This is a genomic window from Bifidobacterium sp. ESL0704, assembly GCF_029392075.1.
Taxonomy (GTDB): domain Bacteria; phylum Actinomycetota; class Actinomycetes; order Actinomycetales; family Bifidobacteriaceae; genus Bifidobacterium.
Genome location: NZ_CP113929.1, coordinates 726,809 through 742,873 on the forward strand (window position 1 = coordinate 726,809; position 16,065 = coordinate 742,873).

Consider the following 16,065-nt stretch of genomic DNA (forward strand, 5'->3'; position numbering starts at 1 on the left):
TTTATATATGACCGGTTTTTATTATCCTCTGAGAGCTAGACCGAATGTGGCTTGTTGTATATCTCTTGCACGCAAATGATATTCGCGGTCGGCATATAGCGATGCCGTGCCCTGATGGAATCGAGGACACGGCATCGCTGGCAATGGTTCGACGTTACTTGACTCGACGAATCATCATGATGAAGATGGTGCCGACAAGCATGAAGACGATGGCGACCGGGAAGACGCCTCTGTAGCCACCGGTCAGACTGATGAACAAGGTGGTGAAGCCGGGGGCGAGTGCCTGGCCGATGGTGTTGGCGAGGTTCAGGATGCCGAGGTCCTTGCCGGCTTCCTGCGGGTTGGGCAGAACGTCGACGTTCAGCGCCTGGTCGACGGACATGTAGCAGCCGTTGCCGAGGCCGGCGAGCGTGGCGTAGATGTAGACGCCGGTGGTCGTGGGAATCAGCCAGGCTACAAGCATGCCGATGGCGATGATGACGCAGGCGACGGCGACGATGAACTTACGGCGGTGTAGATAGTCGGAAAGTGGGCCGGAAGCCACGGAAGCGAGGATGGTGGCCACCAGCGTGATGACGGCCATGATCTGCATGGCGGTGCCGGCGTCCTTGATGCTCAGATGCACGTAACGTTCGAGGATCAGCAGTTGGTAGCCGGAGATCATGAACGAGCCGATGACGAAGGCGAGACGGCCGAAGAGGGCGAGGTAGAAGTCGCGGCAGTTCTTGGTCGGCGGAATGAACGACTTGAGCACTTCAGCCACGGAGGTGGCCTTGGTGTTGTTCTCCGCGGATTGCTCACGGGGCCAGATCAGTACGGTGATGATGCCGGAGAAGAGGAAGACGCAGGTGCCGATGGTCAGACCGGTGTTGAGCTTGGTCAAAAAGAAGCTGCCGATGAAGCTGCCGGCCTGCATGCCGACGATCTGGCCGGCGCCGTAAAGGGCGGAGAAGGTGCCGCGCACATCCTCGGGGATGCGGTCGGAAAGTACGGCGACGGCGGGGGCGATGAGGCAGTTGATGCCGACCTGTACGATGCACCATCCGATGACCATCCACAGCAGCGACGTGGAGTGGGCGGTCAGGAAGTAGCCTGCGGCGCCGATGATGCCGCCGGCGACGATCCAAGGGGTGCGCTTGCCGATCTTGAATTTGGAAACGTCGGAGAAGGTGCCGAAGACGATGTTCGCGATCAGGGCGAAAATCGAGCTGACGGCGTTCATTGTGCCCAGTGCGCCTTCAGCGGAAATGCCCTTGATGCCCGAGAACACCTGCGGCAGAAGCACGCCGGAACCCATGGTGAAGGGGAGGGCCCACAGGATTGAGACCAAAGCGAAGCCCGCGGCGAAGCGAAACTTGTGCTCCAGTGGTTTTTGGGTGTCGGGTGCCAGATTCGGTGGTGTCACGAATATTTCTGCAGCCATGCATGTCCTCCTTGATTTCGCGGTAACAACAGGGTTACCGTCCGGTCGGTAAGTATTGTATCAGAATAACAGTGATTGAAATGCGGTGTTCTGCAAACTTCTCGCGATGCGATATTCACGTAATGGAAACCAATGGAAACGGAATGCGTTCACGGTTGGAAATATTCTGCAAGCTGAAAAATAGGAAACGAATATCACGTTCGGCAACGGCGGATTTCCGCTTGCTTCACGTTCGTTGCGCAAGGCCGCGTTGTAGCTGGTTCGTAATAGCGTTATATAGTCTGTCAGCTTCAGTAGTCCCTCGCTTCTGGCCGGATATGCGTCATGAATCTCTCAAGTCGTACGGCCAAGAAACGGGACAAAAGTCATGGGGGAGAAGCGGCGGTTTTTATAAAGCCAAGGAAAGAGGAATGGATGAGCAAGGCACTTGATGCCCCCCAAGGTACACAGGTGACACAGACGGGGCAACGTCCGAAGCATTTGATTCGCACGCTGTTGCGCAGTCTGAGGGAATACAAACGTGAGACATGGCTGACGCCCGCTTTCGTGATGGTCGAGAGCATTTTGGAGATTCTCATCCCCACCGTCATGGCCCAGCTCATCGACCAGGGCGTCTCCGGCGGGTCGATGCCGGCGATTTGGAAGTTCGGCATCATCCTTTTGGGTTGCGCGATCGTCTCGCTGTTTGCCGGGTTCATGTCCGGTCGTTACGCCGCCATCGCCTCCTCCGGCTTCGCCAAGAACCTGCGTCACGACCTTTTTGAGAAGGTGCAGTCGTTCAGCTTCACCAACATCGACCGCTTCTCAACCGGCTCGATCATCACCAGGCTCACCACCGACGTCACCAACGTCCAGTTCGCCTTCCAGATGATCATCCGCGTGGCCGTGCGTGCGCCGATGATGGTCATCGTCGCCTGGATCTTCTCCTTCAGGATCAGCCATTCGATCTCGATGGTCTTCCTGATCATCATCCCGATTCTGGGCGTGGGCCTCACGGCGCTGTCGCTCTCGGTGCATCCGATCTTCGAGAAGGTCTTCCACACCTACGACCACTTGAACAACATCGTCGACGAGAACCTGCAGGGCATCCGCGTGGTGAAGTCCTACAACCGCGAGGAACACGAAAGCCGCAAGTTCGGCGCCGTCTCGCAGCGCATCTACGACTACTTCTGCCGCGCCGAGCACGTCATCGCTTTCAACTGGCCGATTCTGAACACCTGCATCTACGGTGCCATGCTCATCATCTCCTGGATGGGCACCAAGCAGATCGTCGGTTCGCACAACAACCCGGCGTTGGGCCTGACCACCGGCGACCTCACGGCGCTGGTCACCTACGCGATGCAGATTCTGATGGCGCTGAACATGGTCTCCATGATCATCGTCATGGTCGTCATCTCCCGTGCCGACGCCGAGCGTATCTGCCAGGTGTTGAACGAAGTGAGCACCGTGCGCGACAACAGCAATCCGATCACCGAAGTGTCGGATGGTTCCATCTCGTTCAATGACGTGACATTCCGTTACTCGGCCGGCTCCGAGAAACCGGTGCTCGACGACATCAACCTCGATATCGCTTCGGGCAAGACCATCGGTATCGTCGGCGGCACCGGCTCCTCAAAGTCAAGCCTGGTACAGCTTATCCCGCGACTTTACGACGTCAGTTCCGGAACGCTTTCCGTGGGAGGCCACGACGTGCGTGACTACGACCTCGTCGCCCTGCGTGACGCGGTGGCCATGGTCTTGCAGAAGAACGTGCTGTTCACCGGCACCATCGCCGAGAACATCCGCTGGGGCAATCCGGATGCGACCGACGAGGACGTGGTTCGCGTCTGCAAGCTCGCCCAGGCCGACGGCTTCATCCGCGAATTCCCGAAGGGCTATGACACCTATATCGAGGAGGGCGGCTCCAACGTCTCCGGCGGTCAGCGTCAGCGCCTGTGCATCGCCAGAGCCTTGTTGAAGAAGCCGAAGATCCTCATTCTGGACGATTCCACCAGCGCGGTCGACACCAAAACCGACCAGCTGATCCGCAACGCCTTCGCCACCGAGATTCCGGACACCACCAAGATCATCATCGCCCAGCGTCTTGCCAGCGTGCAGGAGTCCGACGAAATCGTCGTGCTGGACGAGGGGCGCATCCTCGACCACGGCACGCATGCAGAGCTCCTGAAGACCTGTGACGAATACCGGTCAATCTACGAATCCCAGACGAAGAACCAGGGCAAGGGAGATGACGACGATGAGTGAGCAGAACCTGACGAAAACCGAAGAGACGAAAACCGCAATGAACGAACAGACAAGGAAAGCCGATAAGAAGGCCATGAAAAAGGCCAAAAGCGGCGTTCCTCCGATGAAAAAAGCGCCGAAAGGCACTGCGAAACGACTGATGGGCTACATCTTCCATTACCGTTGGCGCTGCATCGTGGTCATCATCGGCATTCTGGTGTGCGCCGTGACCCAGTCACTGCCTTCCTTTGTGCTGCAGCCGCTGATCGACAACTGCATCATGCCCTTCATCCACGCGCAGACCCCGGACTGGCGGCCGCTGATCAACATGACCATCGTCGTCGGCGCCATCTACGCGGTGGGCATGCTCTGCTCGTTCATGTGGAACTACATGGTCGTCGACATCGAGCAGGGCGTTCTGAAGACCGTGCGTGACCAGATGTTCGACCATCAGCAGAAGCTGCCGATCCGCTACTTCGACACCCATGAGCACGGCGACATGATGAGCCGTTACACCAACGACACCGATACCTTGCGTCAGATGGTCTCCCAGTCGCTGCCGCAGCTTTTGATCTCCGGCTCGTCGGTGGTGGTGGCCCTCTTTGCGATGCTCTGGCTTTCCGTGCCGTTCACCATCTTCACCGTCGTCTTTGTGGCGTTGATTCTGTTGGTGGCGCGCGTGATCGTCAGCCGTTCCGGCCGCTACTTCGTGGCCCAGCAGGAGACGATCGGCGACGTCAACGCCTTCGTCGAGGAGTCGGTCAACGGCCAGAAGGTCATCAAGGTCTTCAACCACGAGGACGCCACGCAGAGCCGGTTTGACAAGAAGAACGAGCAGCTCTTCCACGCCTCCACCCAGGCCAACATCTACGCCAATATCACCATGCCGGTCATCGGCAACATGGGCAACGTGCTCTACGTGCTGCTGGCCATCGTCGGCGGCATCGCCGGCATCAACGGCTGGTTCAATTTCGGTATCGGCGGCACTGGCACGCTGACGCTCGGCGCGATCGTCTCGTTCCTGACGCTTTCCAAGGCGCTGATCAACCCGATCAACCAGATCTCCTCGCAGATCAACATGATCATGATGGCCCTGGCCGGTGCCGCACGTATCTTCAACCTGATCGACGAACCCGCCGAATCCGACGACGGCACCGTACGCTTGGTGCATGTCGAGCTGGGCGAGGACGGCCGTACCATGACCGAAACCGATCACGAGACCGGCCACTGGGCGTGGAAACGCGCCGCGGACGACGACGGCACCCGTTCGCTCGAGGCCGCCAAGAAACTCAAGGGGTCGGCCCGTGAGGTCGCGCTGAAGGCGCATGAGAAGGCGATCACCTCCCCGGACGGCCGCTTGACGCTGCTGCGTGGCGACGTGCGTTTCACCAACGTCTCCTTCGGCTACAACCCCGACAAGACCGTGTTGCACGACATCACTTGGTTCGCCAAGCCCGGCCAGAAGATGGCCCTGGTCGGCGCCACCGGTGCGGGCAAGACCACCATCACCAACCTCATCAACCGGTTCTACGACATTCAGGAAGGCCAGATCCTCTACGACGGCATCGACGTGAAGAACATCAAGAAGGATGACCTGCGTCGCTCGCTGGGAATCGTGCTGCAGGACGTCAACCTCTTCACCGGCACGGTGCTCGACAACATCCGCTACGGCAAGCTCGACGCCACCGACGAGGAATGCATCGCCGCGGCCAAGCGCACCAACGCCGACGGCTTCATCCGCATGTTGCCGCAAGGTTACAACACGGTGCTTGAGGGCGATGGGTCCGGCCTTTCGCAGGGCCAGCGCCAGCTGATCTCCATCGCTCGCGCCGCCGTGGCCGATCCGCCGGCCATGATCCTGGACGAGGCGACCAGCTCCATCGACACCCGCACCGAGGAAGTGGTCGAACAGGGCATGGATAACCTGATGAAGGGGCGCACCGTCTTCGTCATCGCCCATCGCCTCTCCACCGTACGCAACTCCGACATCATCATGGTGCTCGACCACGGCCGCATCATCGAACGCGGCACCCACGATGAGCTCATCGCCCAGCACGGCGAGTACTACCAGCTCTATACCGGCAAACTCGAACTGGAGTAGCCGAACAGGGTCTTGCGAAACGCCGATGCCCGTCATAGCCGAAAGGCCGTGACGGGCATTTTGCGTCAGGGATGTTGCAGATTATCGACCGGTCGCTATCAGAAAATAGCGAATAACTGAAGAGGCTCAGCTGTTAGTGATAATAATTACACAAGTTGCGTTCTTCTAACTATTCATTTACTATCTACCTTTGGCCGTTACCGGCTGATGTATATACAAGTGTCTATTCGGCACACACACTATTGGGAATTATCGGTTTTAGAGAAAAAGTATTCAAGTAAATCGTTTCTCGCAGGTATGGCTGTAGGGGATGAGGCTGTGCCGGTCACGAAAGATTGGTCAAGAGGGCATGAAAGTAACGTTATGGTCGAAGATGGTGCATAGTATTACTTCTCAATTCTCCACGAAATCTCTGGTGTTGATTCCCATCGCCGTCGGGATCAACCTCATCGGCGGAACACTGTGCTCGACACTGAAGCTGCCGTTGTTCATGGACATGATCGGCACCATGGTCATCGCCTGCCTGAGCGGACCTTGGGTCGCCGCGTTGTGCGGGCTGCTCACCAATGTCTTTCTGGCCATCGTGGCCAATCCGGTCTATCTGCCCTATGCGTTGTCGAGCGTACTGTGCGGCCTGGTGATCGGCTATATGGTCAAGGCGGGACTGCTCAAGAAGCTGTGGGGCATCCTGCTGATCTGGCTGGCGTGCTCCGTGGTCAATACCGTCACCGCCTCCATGATCACCGTCTTCGTCTACGGCGGGGCGACGGGCGTCAATGGCACCTCCATCCTCACTGCGGCGCTCACCGTGGCGTGGAAGAACATCCTCATTTCGGTCTTTTCCTCATCGATGCTGGAGAATCTGATCGACAAAGGCATCACGCTGTTCATCGTCACCATCGTGGTGTCCAAGATTCCGCGCCGTTTCATGAGCCAGTATGCCTCTGGCAATATCAAGACCTCCGATTTCAAAGCGATCAAGGCCGATGTGGCACCGTGCGGCTACGATCTCGAATCCATCCTTGCCGGCCTGCGACAGGGCGAAAGCGCAAACGCCTTACCGAGCGACGCGCAGATGGATGAGCGCCTGTGCAAAGCCGACGAGGTGCATGATTCGCCAGGAGTGATGGGCAGGGCCAATCCGTTGGTCAAATTCCTTGGTGTCCTGGTTTTGGGCGTTGCCGCGCTGATTTGGCCCGATTTCACGCTGGGGCTCGTCCTTGTCGCTCTGCTGTTCGTGCTTGCGTGGCGTATCGGCTGCCTGAAGCCGTTTTCCGGGCTGATATTCGGTTTTGGCGTGCCGATGGCCGTCATGCTGATGTTCATACAAGGCCTCTACAGCCCCAAGAACACCACGGTCATCGCCGATTTCGGTTTCGCACAGCTTGGCCTGCAGGGTGTGCTGTACGCCGCGAAGATCGTGGTCACCGTGCTGGTCTTCCTGGGCAGTTTCTATATCGCCAACACCACGACCTATATCGGCTCGCTGGTGGCCGCCTTGACGCAGATCGGCTGCCCCGCCAAGCTGGGTTATCTGATTTTCGCTTCCTTGAACGTGGTGCCGCAGATGCAGCGCAAGGTCACCGTAATCCGCCAGGCGCAAAGCGCGCGCGGTCTTGGTACGGGCGGTGGCCTGATCTCACGGTTCAGGGCATTCCTGCCGCTGATGGGGCCGGTGGTCATGTCGTCGCTGACCGACGCCCAGGAGCGCGGCATGACGTTGGAGACCCGGGGCTTCGGGATCAAAGGCGTGCGACGCACCAACTATGTCAAGGTGGCTTGGAGAGCGCAGGACACCATGGCCCTATGCCTGATGGCCGTCTTCTTCGTGGCGGTCCTCGTCCTCTCTCTTCTTGATTACACCGGAACGCTTTCGTTGGTCTATCCGTGGGGAGGTGCGCGATGAACAACGTTGTGGAAGTCGACCATTATTCATTCACTTATCAGGATGCGCACACCCCGGCGATCAGCGACGTGAGCTTCACGGTGCGGCAGGGGGATTTCCTGTGCATCATCGGTGCCAACGGTGCAGGCAAAACCACGCTGTGCCATGCGTTGGTCGGTCTCGTTCCCCACTATTTCAACGGCACAAGCGAAGGCAGTGTGCGCATCAACGGAGTGGACACGGCCAATGCCAGCGTGGCGGACCTGTCGAACTACATCGGTCTGGTCTTCCAGAACCCGTTCAACCAGCTCACCTATGCTTCGGGAACCGTGGCGGAGGAACTGGCCTTCGGCCTCGGCAACCGGGGCGTCGACCGCGAGGAGATGCGGCGTCGGGTGAAACTGGTCTCGCAGCTGGTGCATATCGAAGATCTGCTCGATCGTGACCCGCTCGAGCTCTCCGGCGGTCAGGTGCAGCGCGTCGCGTTCGGTTCCACGTTCATCATGGAGCCCAACATCCTCGTGCTGGACGAATGCACCACGCAGCTCGATCCGCTCGGCGCCTCCGAGATCTTCGATATCGTCAAGCAGCTCAATGCTTCCGGGGTCACCGTCATCATGGTCGATCACGACATGGAACGGGTCGCGCGCTACGCCGACACTGTCGTGGTGATGGACCATGGCCGGGTCAGACGTGTGGGAACGGCCAAGGAAATATTCTCGGCACCCGATCTTGGCCGGTATGGCATTGATGCCCCCGATTACGTCAGGCTCAGCCAGGGGCTGAACCGGCGAGGTCTGGGCGATGGAAGCATCGCGGTCACCTATGAGCAGAGTGTGGCGATGGCCAGGAAGGCGGTAGGCCGATGAGGATGCAATTGCGCGATGTGGGCTACAGCTATCAGCCCGGCCGCCAGGCGCTGAAAGGCGTCAACCTGTGTTTCGAGGGTACCCAGTCCGTAGCGGTCATCGGACAGAACGGTGCGGGAAAAACGACGCTGGCCAAACAGCTCAACGGCATATTGCGCCCTACGCAGGGCACGCTGACCATCGACGGAACCGAGATCGGCGAGCGGACGACCGCGCAATGGTCGAAGCGGGTGGGCTATGTCTTCCAGAATCCCGATGATCAGCTGTTTCTTGAAACCGTACGGGAGGAGTTCGCCTTCGGACCCCGTAATATCGGCGTGGACGAGGCCGTCATCGAGCAACGCATTGCCGAGGTCGCCGCATTGACCGGCCTGGAAGACAAGCTGGACGTGCATCCCGCCGATCTGAGCCTCACGGAGAAGAAATTCTGCGGCATCGGGGCGGTCGTGATGATGGATCCGGACGCCGTCGTGTTCGACGAGCCGACCTGCGGACAGGATTACGCGGGCGACGCCCGTCTGCACGACCTGATCGCCGAGCTGAAAGACCGGGGCAAGATGTGCATCGCCATCAGCCATGATATGAAATTCGTGGTCGCCAATTTCGATCGCGTCGTCGTGATGTGCCACGGCGAGGTGCTTCTTGACGGCACGCCGCAAGAGGTGTTCTCGCAGGTCGATGTGCTACGTCAGTCCTTCGTCGCGCCGCCGCCCATCACCAGGGTGGGCCAAGGCGTCGGACTGAAAGAAACGGTTTTCACCGTCGAACAATTTGTCGGTGCGCTTGAGGATGAACGTCGGATCGATGCCGCACAACCATCCTGAAGATCGCAACGCAAGCAGTCCGTCCAAGGTCCATGGCGAAGTATGTCAGGTGCCGGACGGGGCAGTCATCATTTTCGTTTTTCGATTATCACAACGAAGGGATAACACATGAACACCAGAAAACCACTGATCATCGATACCGATCCTGGCATCGACGACGCCGCGGCCATCACCCTCCTGGTCGATGAGCCCAGCGTCGATATCAAACTCATCGCCTCGGTTTCGGGCAATGTCGGCATCGGGCACACCACCAACAACGCCCTGAAGCTGCTGACCTTCCTCGGCCGCAGGATTCCCGTCGCCCGCGGCGCAGCGGCACCGTTGATGCGCGACAACCGCTTCGCCACCGAAGCGCACGGCAAGGGCGGCATGGGCATGTTCGATTTCCCCGAGCCCGACACCACTCTGCTGACCGCCAACAACGCGGTCCTCGAGGAGCGTCGCGTGCTGATGGAAAGCGAGGAGCCGGTCACCCTGCTCACCTTGGGCCCGCTGACCAACATCGCCCTGCTGTTCGCCACCTTCCCGGAGGTCAAGGAACACGTCGAACGCATCGTGATGATGGGCGGCTCGACCGCTCGCGGCAATATCGGCGTCTATGGCGAATTCAACATCTCCGTCGACCCGGAAGCCGCGAAAATGGTCTTCCGCTCCGGCCTGCCGATCACCATGGTCGGTCTCGACATCGGCCGCAAGGCTCATCTGGTCGTCGAAGACCTGGAAGACATGGAAGAGACCGGCGAGGTGGGCGTCATGATCGGCGCGCTGTTCCGCTCCTATGACGGCGGCCACATCGAAAACGGTATCAAGATGTACGATCCCTCCGCCGCACTGGCGATGGTCGAGCCCGATATGTTCACCATGCGCGACGCCTTCGTGGACGTGGAGATCTCCAGCCCGCTGACCCTCGGTGCCACCGTGGTCGACTACGACGGCATCGTCAGCAACAACCGCAACGTCTCCGTCTGTGTGGACGTTGACGTCGAACGGTTCCGCAAACGTTTCGTTCAGCGAATCGCATCCGTTGAACGAAAACAACAATAACCAACATACTTTTCGAAGGGAAAGGAAAGTACATGGCTGAAACAGCAGTCAAGGACCAGAGCAACGGGATACCGGTTCCTGAGGAGGGGACCCCGGAGTTCGAGAAAATGAACAAGATGACCAAGGTCGCCATCCCGATCATCCTGGCCATCTACACGTTGGGCGTGCTGCAGCAGCAGGCGTTCGGCATGATCTACGCGAACATCGGCAAGCAGCTGGGCCAGCCCGGCCTGGCGCCGCTGATCACCTCGATTCCCGGCATCGTGCTGGGCATCGTGTGCGTCATCTACGGTTCGCTAGGTGACTTCGTATCGCTGAAAAAGATGGTGACCTACGGTACCATCGTCTTCGTTATCGGCTCCGCGCTCGGCTGCCTGGGTCAGCTGAGCATCTGGATCGTCATCGCCGCCCGCGTGTTGCAGTCCATCGGCTGGCAGGTCACCGGTTCCATCTTCCTGGTGCTGGTCTCCAAGTACGTCGAGAAGCGCAAGCGCGTGCTCTGGTACGGCGTCTTCGTCGCGGTCTTCCGTGTGGCGGCGGCTCTGGGCGTGTTCCTGGCCGGCTACATGACCCTGGTCGATTGGCGTTGGCTCTTCGGCGTCGGCATTCTCGCCGTCTTCGGCATCCCGGCATTGGCCAAGAACCTTCCCGACCAGCACGCCGAGGGTGCTCACATCGACGGTGTCGGCTTCATCCTGATCGGCCTGTTCGCCGGTGCCGTGACGATGTTCTTCACCGATATGAACTGGGCCTGGGGCATTGCGTGCATCGTCACGCTCGTCGCCTTCGTGGTCTACATCAACAAGGCCAAGAACCCGTTCATCACCCCCAAGATGCTCGCCAATCCGGCTTTCGCCGTGACCATGACCGTCATCTTCATCGGTTACTTCTTCAGCTATACCTTGAACGCTGGCGTCAACAACATCGGTATGGACGTCTATGGCATCGATTCCTCGAAGGTCTCCAACCTCCTGGTCTGGTCCATCATCCTCGCCGCCATCATGGGCTTCGCCGCGGGTCCGATCATCCAGAAGATCGGTCGCAAGGCTTCGGTCATCCTGGCGCTCGCCTGCATGGGCGGTGGCCTGATCGCCATTGCGTTCCTGATTCCCGCCGGCCAGATCTGGGCACTCGCCGTGGCTCCTTGCATCTACTACTTCGGCACCTCCTTCTTCTATCAGCCGATCGTCGACACCGCGACGCTGACCGTGGAGGCGGAGGAGTCCGGACGTGCACTGGGCTTCAATGATTTGATCCAGGCGATCACCGGTTCCATCGGCGTCGCGCTCTTCGGCCAGATGATGACCAACAAGTCCATGGGCGGCGGCTCGATCGCGGGTACCGCTCCGGGCGCTGCTTCCTCGTACGCCAACGTGTTCATCATCGGCGGCGTGATCATCCTCGTGGCCATGCTGCTCTTCATCTTCTCCATGAAGATGATCTACAGCCACTCCCGCGCGGAAAACAGCAAGTAAATTGTGTGGTGCCTTCCGGGGCGTTGACCCGAGCCGGTAGGCGCCGCTAAAACAGTGTGTCCTGATTCCTTTTCGTCATTGGGGAATCAGGACACATTCGTATCTGCTGTGCGTCTCCGTTGGATTGCCGTGCGTCGAGGATGACGCCAAGCGGCACTCGCGACGGGTCTGCCTGACCGGCCATTGCGGCTTTACGATTTCACCAATCGCGTGATCGCGGCGATGGCCTCGTCCATCTTCTCGTCGGCGACCGGTCCGCCTTTGGCGGCGGCCGTGGCCACGCAGCTGTCGAGATGGTCGCCGAGCAACAGCAGCGCCACGGATTTCAGGGCGCTATTCGACGCGGCGATCTGGGTGAGGATGTCGATGCAGTAGGTGTCGTTCTCGACCATCGCGGTGATCGCCCGTACCTGACCTTCGATGCGGCGCAGGCGGGTGACCAGCTTCTTCTTGTCGTGGACGTAGCCGACGTGGGCACATGGTTTCGAAGCGGTGTCGGGCTGTGTCGTGGTTAGTGTGGGGGATATATTGTCGCCATGTACGCAGGAATGTGCCGATTGACCGGAACCTGCGGATTCGATACCGCCCATGGACTCTGTCGATTCCGGCGGCCTGGATTTGCTTGAGACTTTATTCGGGCGTGCACTTTCGTGCTGTATGGCTTGTTCCATCGTTGCCTTCCTTCCATCGAACGTTTCGGTCTGTTCGTGTATCGCCCATTGCGATGCTGAGCTGAATATATTGACATCATATACCCTAGGGGGGTATGCTGAATTTCAGTTACGGCGAATACGACGAGGCTGCCGGAGGGTATTGCGGCGGCGGATTGTGAGGGGATATGGTTATCGACATCGCAGTGATCCTGGTCGCCCTGATTGTAAGCGTGGTCATCGTCTGGTACTTCTTCGCGCCCCGCAAGGCCGCGCAGGCTAGCCGTGAAGGTGCGTTGCAGACGGCGCATATCGTGGTGAAAGGTGGCTATACGCCGGCCGAGATCGACGTGGAGGCCGGCTCGCCGGTCCGTCTGCAATTCGACCGTCAGGAGGATGGCGAATGCTCCTCTCATGTCGTCTTCAGCGACCTCGGCATCGACCAGACCCTACCGCCGTTCACGACGACCGACGTCGAGTTCACGCCGAACAAGCCCGGTGATCTGCCGTATGCGTGCGGGATGAACATGTTGCACGGCATGGTGCATGTGCTGCCGAAGGGCGCGAAGGCAAAGGCCTAAGCAAAGAGTGCGTGCCTTGGCCGGAGTCTGGAGGCCGATAGCCGGATGTGGCTGTGGCGGCAGACGGCAAAGGGCTACGCCGGACACGATCGGCAGCGCGAGATTGAAACAGACCATCTGGTCACCTCGTGAATATGGATGACCTGAACAATGATACGGAGCAGACAATGAGTCAAGTCAGCGAACAAACGGCAACGCGATCTGCAACCAACGGACGGCGGCCCCGGACCGACGATCCGGAAGCGGTGCGCAAGGCCGAGATCAAAGCGCTCGAACGCAGGCTGGTCGTCGCCGCAGTGCTGACGATCCCGGTGTTCGTCTTCGCCATGTTCGGTATGTGGCTCAAAGCGTTCGTGCCCATGGGCGTCATCGACTTTTTCACCAATCCGTGGGTCGAGTTCCTTTTCATCACCCCGGTCATGTTCTATTCCGGCTGGCCGATTCACCGCACCGGCTGGCTGGCGCTCGCGCATCGCGCCCCGGAAATGAATTCGTTGGTGGCGCTGGGAACCGCCGCATCGTATATGTATAGCGTCGTAGTCACCGTGGCGCCGGGAATCTTGCCTGCCAGCGCCCGCGAACCCTACTACGAATCCGTCGGCACCATCATCACGCTGATGCTCTTGGGCCAGCTGCTCGAAGCCCACGCGCGTCTGGGAACCGGGGAGTCGATTCGTGCGCTGATCGGTCTCACGCCCAAAACCGCCCACGTCGTGCGCGACGGCAAGGAGTTTGACATCAACGCCGATAAGGTCGAAGTGGGCGATATCGTCGTTATCAAGCCGGGCGAGCAGCTGCCGGTCGACGGCAAGGTTATTTCGGGCCGGACTTCCGTCGACGAATCCATGATCACCGGTGAGTCCATTCCGGTTGCCAAGGGCGAAGGCGATATCGTCACCGGTGCCACGATCAACGGCAACGGAACGTTGCGATATCGCGCCACCAAGGTCGGCCGTGACACCGTGCTCGCGCAGATCATCAAGCTGGTGCGCACCGCCCAGACCTCCAAGGCGCCGATCCAGAAGCTTGCCGACAGGATCTCCGGCTACTTCGTGCCGGGCGTCATCCTCATCGCCATCTGGACGTTCGTGATCTGGTGGTTGTTCGGCCCCGCTCCGCAAGGGCTGTACGGACTCGTCTCCGCCGTGGCTGTTCTGGTCATCGCCTGCCCGTGCGCCTTGGGCATCGCCACCCCGCTTTCCGTGACGATTTCCACCGGCAAGGCCGCGCGTTTCGGTGTGCTCATCCGTTCCGCCGAGGCGCTGCAGACCGCGCATGACGTCGACACCGTTGTGCTCGACAAGACCGGCACGATAACGCGCGGCAAGCCGGAACTGACCGATATCGGTTGGCTCGGGGATGTGCAAGCCGAAAATGCGGATGGCGCGACAGTCGAAAAAACGCAACAGGAACATCTGCTTTCCCTGATCGCCGGAGCCGAGCAGGTCTCCGAACACCCGCTGGCGCAGGCCATCGTCAAAGGTGCCGAGCAGCGCAAGCTGGACGTGCCGAAGGCGAATTCGTTCGAAGCCGTGCCGGGCAGCGGGGTGGTGGCGAAAGTCGGGGGTCATGACGTCATCGTCGGTAATGCCGCTTTGGTGAAAGACCGTCAAATCGGGATGCCGTATGACAAAACCGAAGCGCTGTTCGCCGATTACGCACGAAAAGGCAAGACGCCGATTCTGGCTGCCGTGGACGGCGCGTTGGTCGCTGTGCTGGCCGTGGCGGACACCGTCAAGCCGGACTCGGCCAAGGCGATTGCTGCGTTGCGCGAACGAGGGCTGCAGGTGGTCATGCTGACCGGTGACAACAAGACCACCGCCCAAGCGATGGCCGATCAGGTGGGCGTGGACCGTGTCATCGCCGGTGTCCGCCCGGAACGCAAGGCCGCCGAAATCGTGCGGTTGCAAAACGAGGGGCACATCGTCGGCATGGTCGGCGACGGCATCAACGACGCCCCGGCGCTCGCGGCCGCCGATGTCGGATTCGCCATCGGCACGGGGACTGACGTGGCCATCGAGTCCTCCGACATCACCTTGGTCTCCGGCAGTCTCACCGGCCTGGTTACCGCCATCGACCTGTCGCGTGCGGCCATGCGCAACATCAAGCAGAACCTTGGTTTCGCTTTCGGCTACAACGGCATCGGCATCCCGATCGCCGCCGGCATCCTCTACCCGTTCTGGCATATCATGCTCAATCCGATGATCGCCGGAGCTGCGATGGCGTTCTCCTCGCTTTCCGTGGTCTTGAACGCCAATCGTCTGCGCGGCTTCAACCCGGAGACACTCAAGCCCCGTCGCTTCACTTTCAAGCTGCGCGAACGTCATGTCGAGCTCAAAGATGCCGCACAATCTGTTGGCGTATCCAAAGATGCGCCACGCAACAACCAACCCGCGAAAGCGAAAGAAGGAACAACCATGGATATGAACATGAACAGCGACGCCAACACCGTCAAGGACCCGGTCTGCGGCATGATGATCGACCCGAAGACCGCCGCCGGCAGCCAGGACTACAACGGCAAGACCTACTATTTCTGCAGCGACAACTGCGTGAAGAGCTTCGCCGCCGACCCGGCCAAGTATGTAGCTTGAAATCAAAGAATCAATAAGATTCAAGACTGTGGCCGTCCCGATTGCGGACGGCCACAGTCTTTTCTATGGAACGGCTCGCCCTGACCCGTGATTGTCAAAAGAAAGATGGAAATACGTGCGGTATCTGTTGGTGACCGCAGGTTGAAGTAAGCCATTCTGTTTCGACACGCCGGGAAATCCGCGGAATACCTTGTTTTGAGACTAAATATTATAAATATGTCTCAAAAGCGCTTTTCGACGAGTAACATGTCTCTTGTGACTTGAGAAGTCAAACCTTCTAACAGTTATCGTAACAGACTTTTGATGTCATTGTCTGTGGTGATGGCCGTTTGCTATTTGCTGGCAGAAATGTCTGTTTTGGTTGATGTCATTGAGGTTTCTTGTCCTGATTGTAGTGGT

At 59.2% G+C, this 16,065-nt stretch carries 10 protein-coding genes and 2 pseudogenes; 10 read left to right on the plus strand and 2 right to left on the minus strand.

What is annotated here, in order from left to right; translation table 11 throughout:
* Positions 1 to 154 precede the first annotated feature (154 nt).
* On the minus strand, positions 155 to 1,423 hold the full coding sequence (locus tag OZX64_RS02415) for an MFS transporter (protein ID WP_277156240.1): 1,269 nt from the start codon (positions 1,421 to 1,423) through the stop codon (positions 155 to 157).
* Between the two features lie 414 nt (positions 1,424 to 1,837).
* On the opposite strand from OZX64_RS02415, the gene OZX64_RS02420 reads away from it, so the two are divergent.
* From OZX64_RS02420 to OZX64_RS02450, 8 genes and pseudogenes are all read left to right on the plus strand, one after another.
* Positions 1,838 to 3,667, plus strand: coding sequence for an ABC transporter ATP-binding protein (locus OZX64_RS02420; protein ID WP_277156239.1), 1,830 nt, complete (start codon positions 1,838 to 1,840; stop codon positions 3,665 to 3,667).
* 73 nt (positions 3,668 to 3,740) lie between these two features.
* Entirely contained in the window at positions 3,741 to 5,747 is a 2,007-nt protein-coding gene (locus OZX64_RS02425) for an ABC transporter transmembrane domain-containing protein (protein ID WP_277174938.1), read from the plus strand.
* 373 nt (positions 5,748 to 6,120) lie between these two features.
* Positions 6,121 to 6,726 (plus strand): annotated as a pseudogene (locus OZX64_RS08870) (ECF transporter S component); the annotation flags it as partial.
* 165 nt (positions 6,727 to 6,891) lie between these two features.
* Positions 6,892 to 7,653, plus strand: a pseudogene (locus OZX64_RS08875) (energy-coupling factor transporter transmembrane component T); the annotation flags it as partial.
* Positions 7,650 to 8,501, plus strand: coding sequence for an ATP-binding cassette domain-containing protein (locus tag OZX64_RS02435; protein WP_277173579.1), 852 nt, complete (start codon positions 7,650 to 7,652; stop codon positions 8,499 to 8,501). The pseudogene OZX64_RS08875 and the gene OZX64_RS02435, both read left to right, overlap by 4 nt.
* Positions 8,498 to 9,325: an ATP-binding cassette domain-containing protein gene (locus OZX64_RS02440; protein WP_277173581.1), complete on the plus strand. Its 828-nt coding sequence runs from the start codon at positions 8,498 to 8,500 to the stop codon at positions 9,323 to 9,325. The genes OZX64_RS02435 and OZX64_RS02440 overlap by 4 nt, the downstream gene beginning before the upstream one ends.
* A gap of 108 nt (positions 9,326 to 9,433) precedes the next feature.
* Positions 9,434 to 10,369, plus strand: a complete 936-nt coding sequence (locus tag OZX64_RS02445) for a nucleoside hydrolase (protein ID WP_277173583.1) — start codon at positions 9,434 to 9,436, stop codon at positions 10,367 to 10,369.
* A 32-nt stretch (positions 10,370 to 10,401) separates the two neighbouring features.
* Positions 10,402 to 11,844, plus strand: coding sequence for an MFS transporter (locus tag OZX64_RS02450; protein ID WP_277173585.1), 1,443 nt, complete (start codon positions 10,402 to 10,404; stop codon positions 11,842 to 11,844).
* Positions 11,845 to 12,035: 191 nt separating this feature from the next.
* On the opposite strand, the gene OZX64_RS02455 is transcribed toward OZX64_RS02450, so the two are convergent.
* Positions 12,036 to 12,287, minus strand: coding sequence for a metal-sensitive transcriptional regulator (locus OZX64_RS02455; RefSeq protein ID WP_277157456.1), 252 nt, complete (start codon positions 12,285 to 12,287; stop codon positions 12,036 to 12,038).
* A 395-nt stretch (positions 12,288 to 12,682) separates the two neighbouring features.
* On the opposite strand from OZX64_RS02455, the gene OZX64_RS02460 reads away from it, so the two are divergent.
* The gene (locus tag OZX64_RS02460) at positions 12,683 to 13,075 is read left to right on the plus strand and encodes a cupredoxin domain-containing protein (protein ID WP_277173587.1); all 393 of its coding nucleotides are present in this window, start codon (positions 12,683 to 12,685) and stop codon (positions 13,073 to 13,075) included.
* Positions 13,076 to 13,242: 167 nt separating this feature from the next.
* Positions 13,243 to 15,666 (plus strand): heavy metal translocating P-type ATPase, encoded by a 2,424-nt coding sequence (locus tag OZX64_RS02465; protein WP_277173589.1) that lies wholly within the window; start codon positions 13,243 to 13,245, stop codon positions 15,664 to 15,666.
* Positions 15,667 to 16,065 lie beyond the last annotated feature (399 nt).

Coding starts and splice junctions, on each gene's coding strand:
- OZX64_RS02415 (WP_277156240.1), bottom strand. CDS start 1,423: ATGGCTGCAGAAATATTCGTGACACCACCGAATCTGGCACCCGACACC.
- OZX64_RS02420 (WP_277156239.1), top strand. CDS start 1,838: ATGAGCAAGGCACTTGATGCCCCCCAAGGTACACAGGTGACACAGACG.
- OZX64_RS02425 (WP_277174938.1), top strand. CDS start 3,741: ATGAAAAAGGCCAAAAGCGGCGTTCCTCCGATGAAAAAAGCGCCGAAA.
- OZX64_RS02435 (WP_277173579.1), top strand. CDS start 7,650: ATGAACAACGTTGTGGAAGTCGACCATTATTCATTCACTTATCAGGAT.
- OZX64_RS02440 (WP_277173581.1), top strand. CDS start 8,498: ATGAGGATGCAATTGCGCGATGTGGGCTACAGCTATCAGCCCGGCCGC.
- OZX64_RS02445 (WP_277173583.1), top strand. CDS start 9,434: ATGAACACCAGAAAACCACTGATCATCGATACCGATCCTGGCATCGAC.
- OZX64_RS02450 (WP_277173585.1), top strand. CDS start 10,402: ATGGCTGAAACAGCAGTCAAGGACCAGAGCAACGGGATACCGGTTCCT.
- OZX64_RS02460 (WP_277173587.1), top strand. CDS start 12,683: ATGGTTATCGACATCGCAGTGATCCTGGTCGCCCTGATTGTAAGCGTG.
- OZX64_RS02465 (WP_277173589.1), top strand. CDS start 13,243: ATGAGTCAAGTCAGCGAACAAACGGCAACGCGATCTGCAACCAACGGA.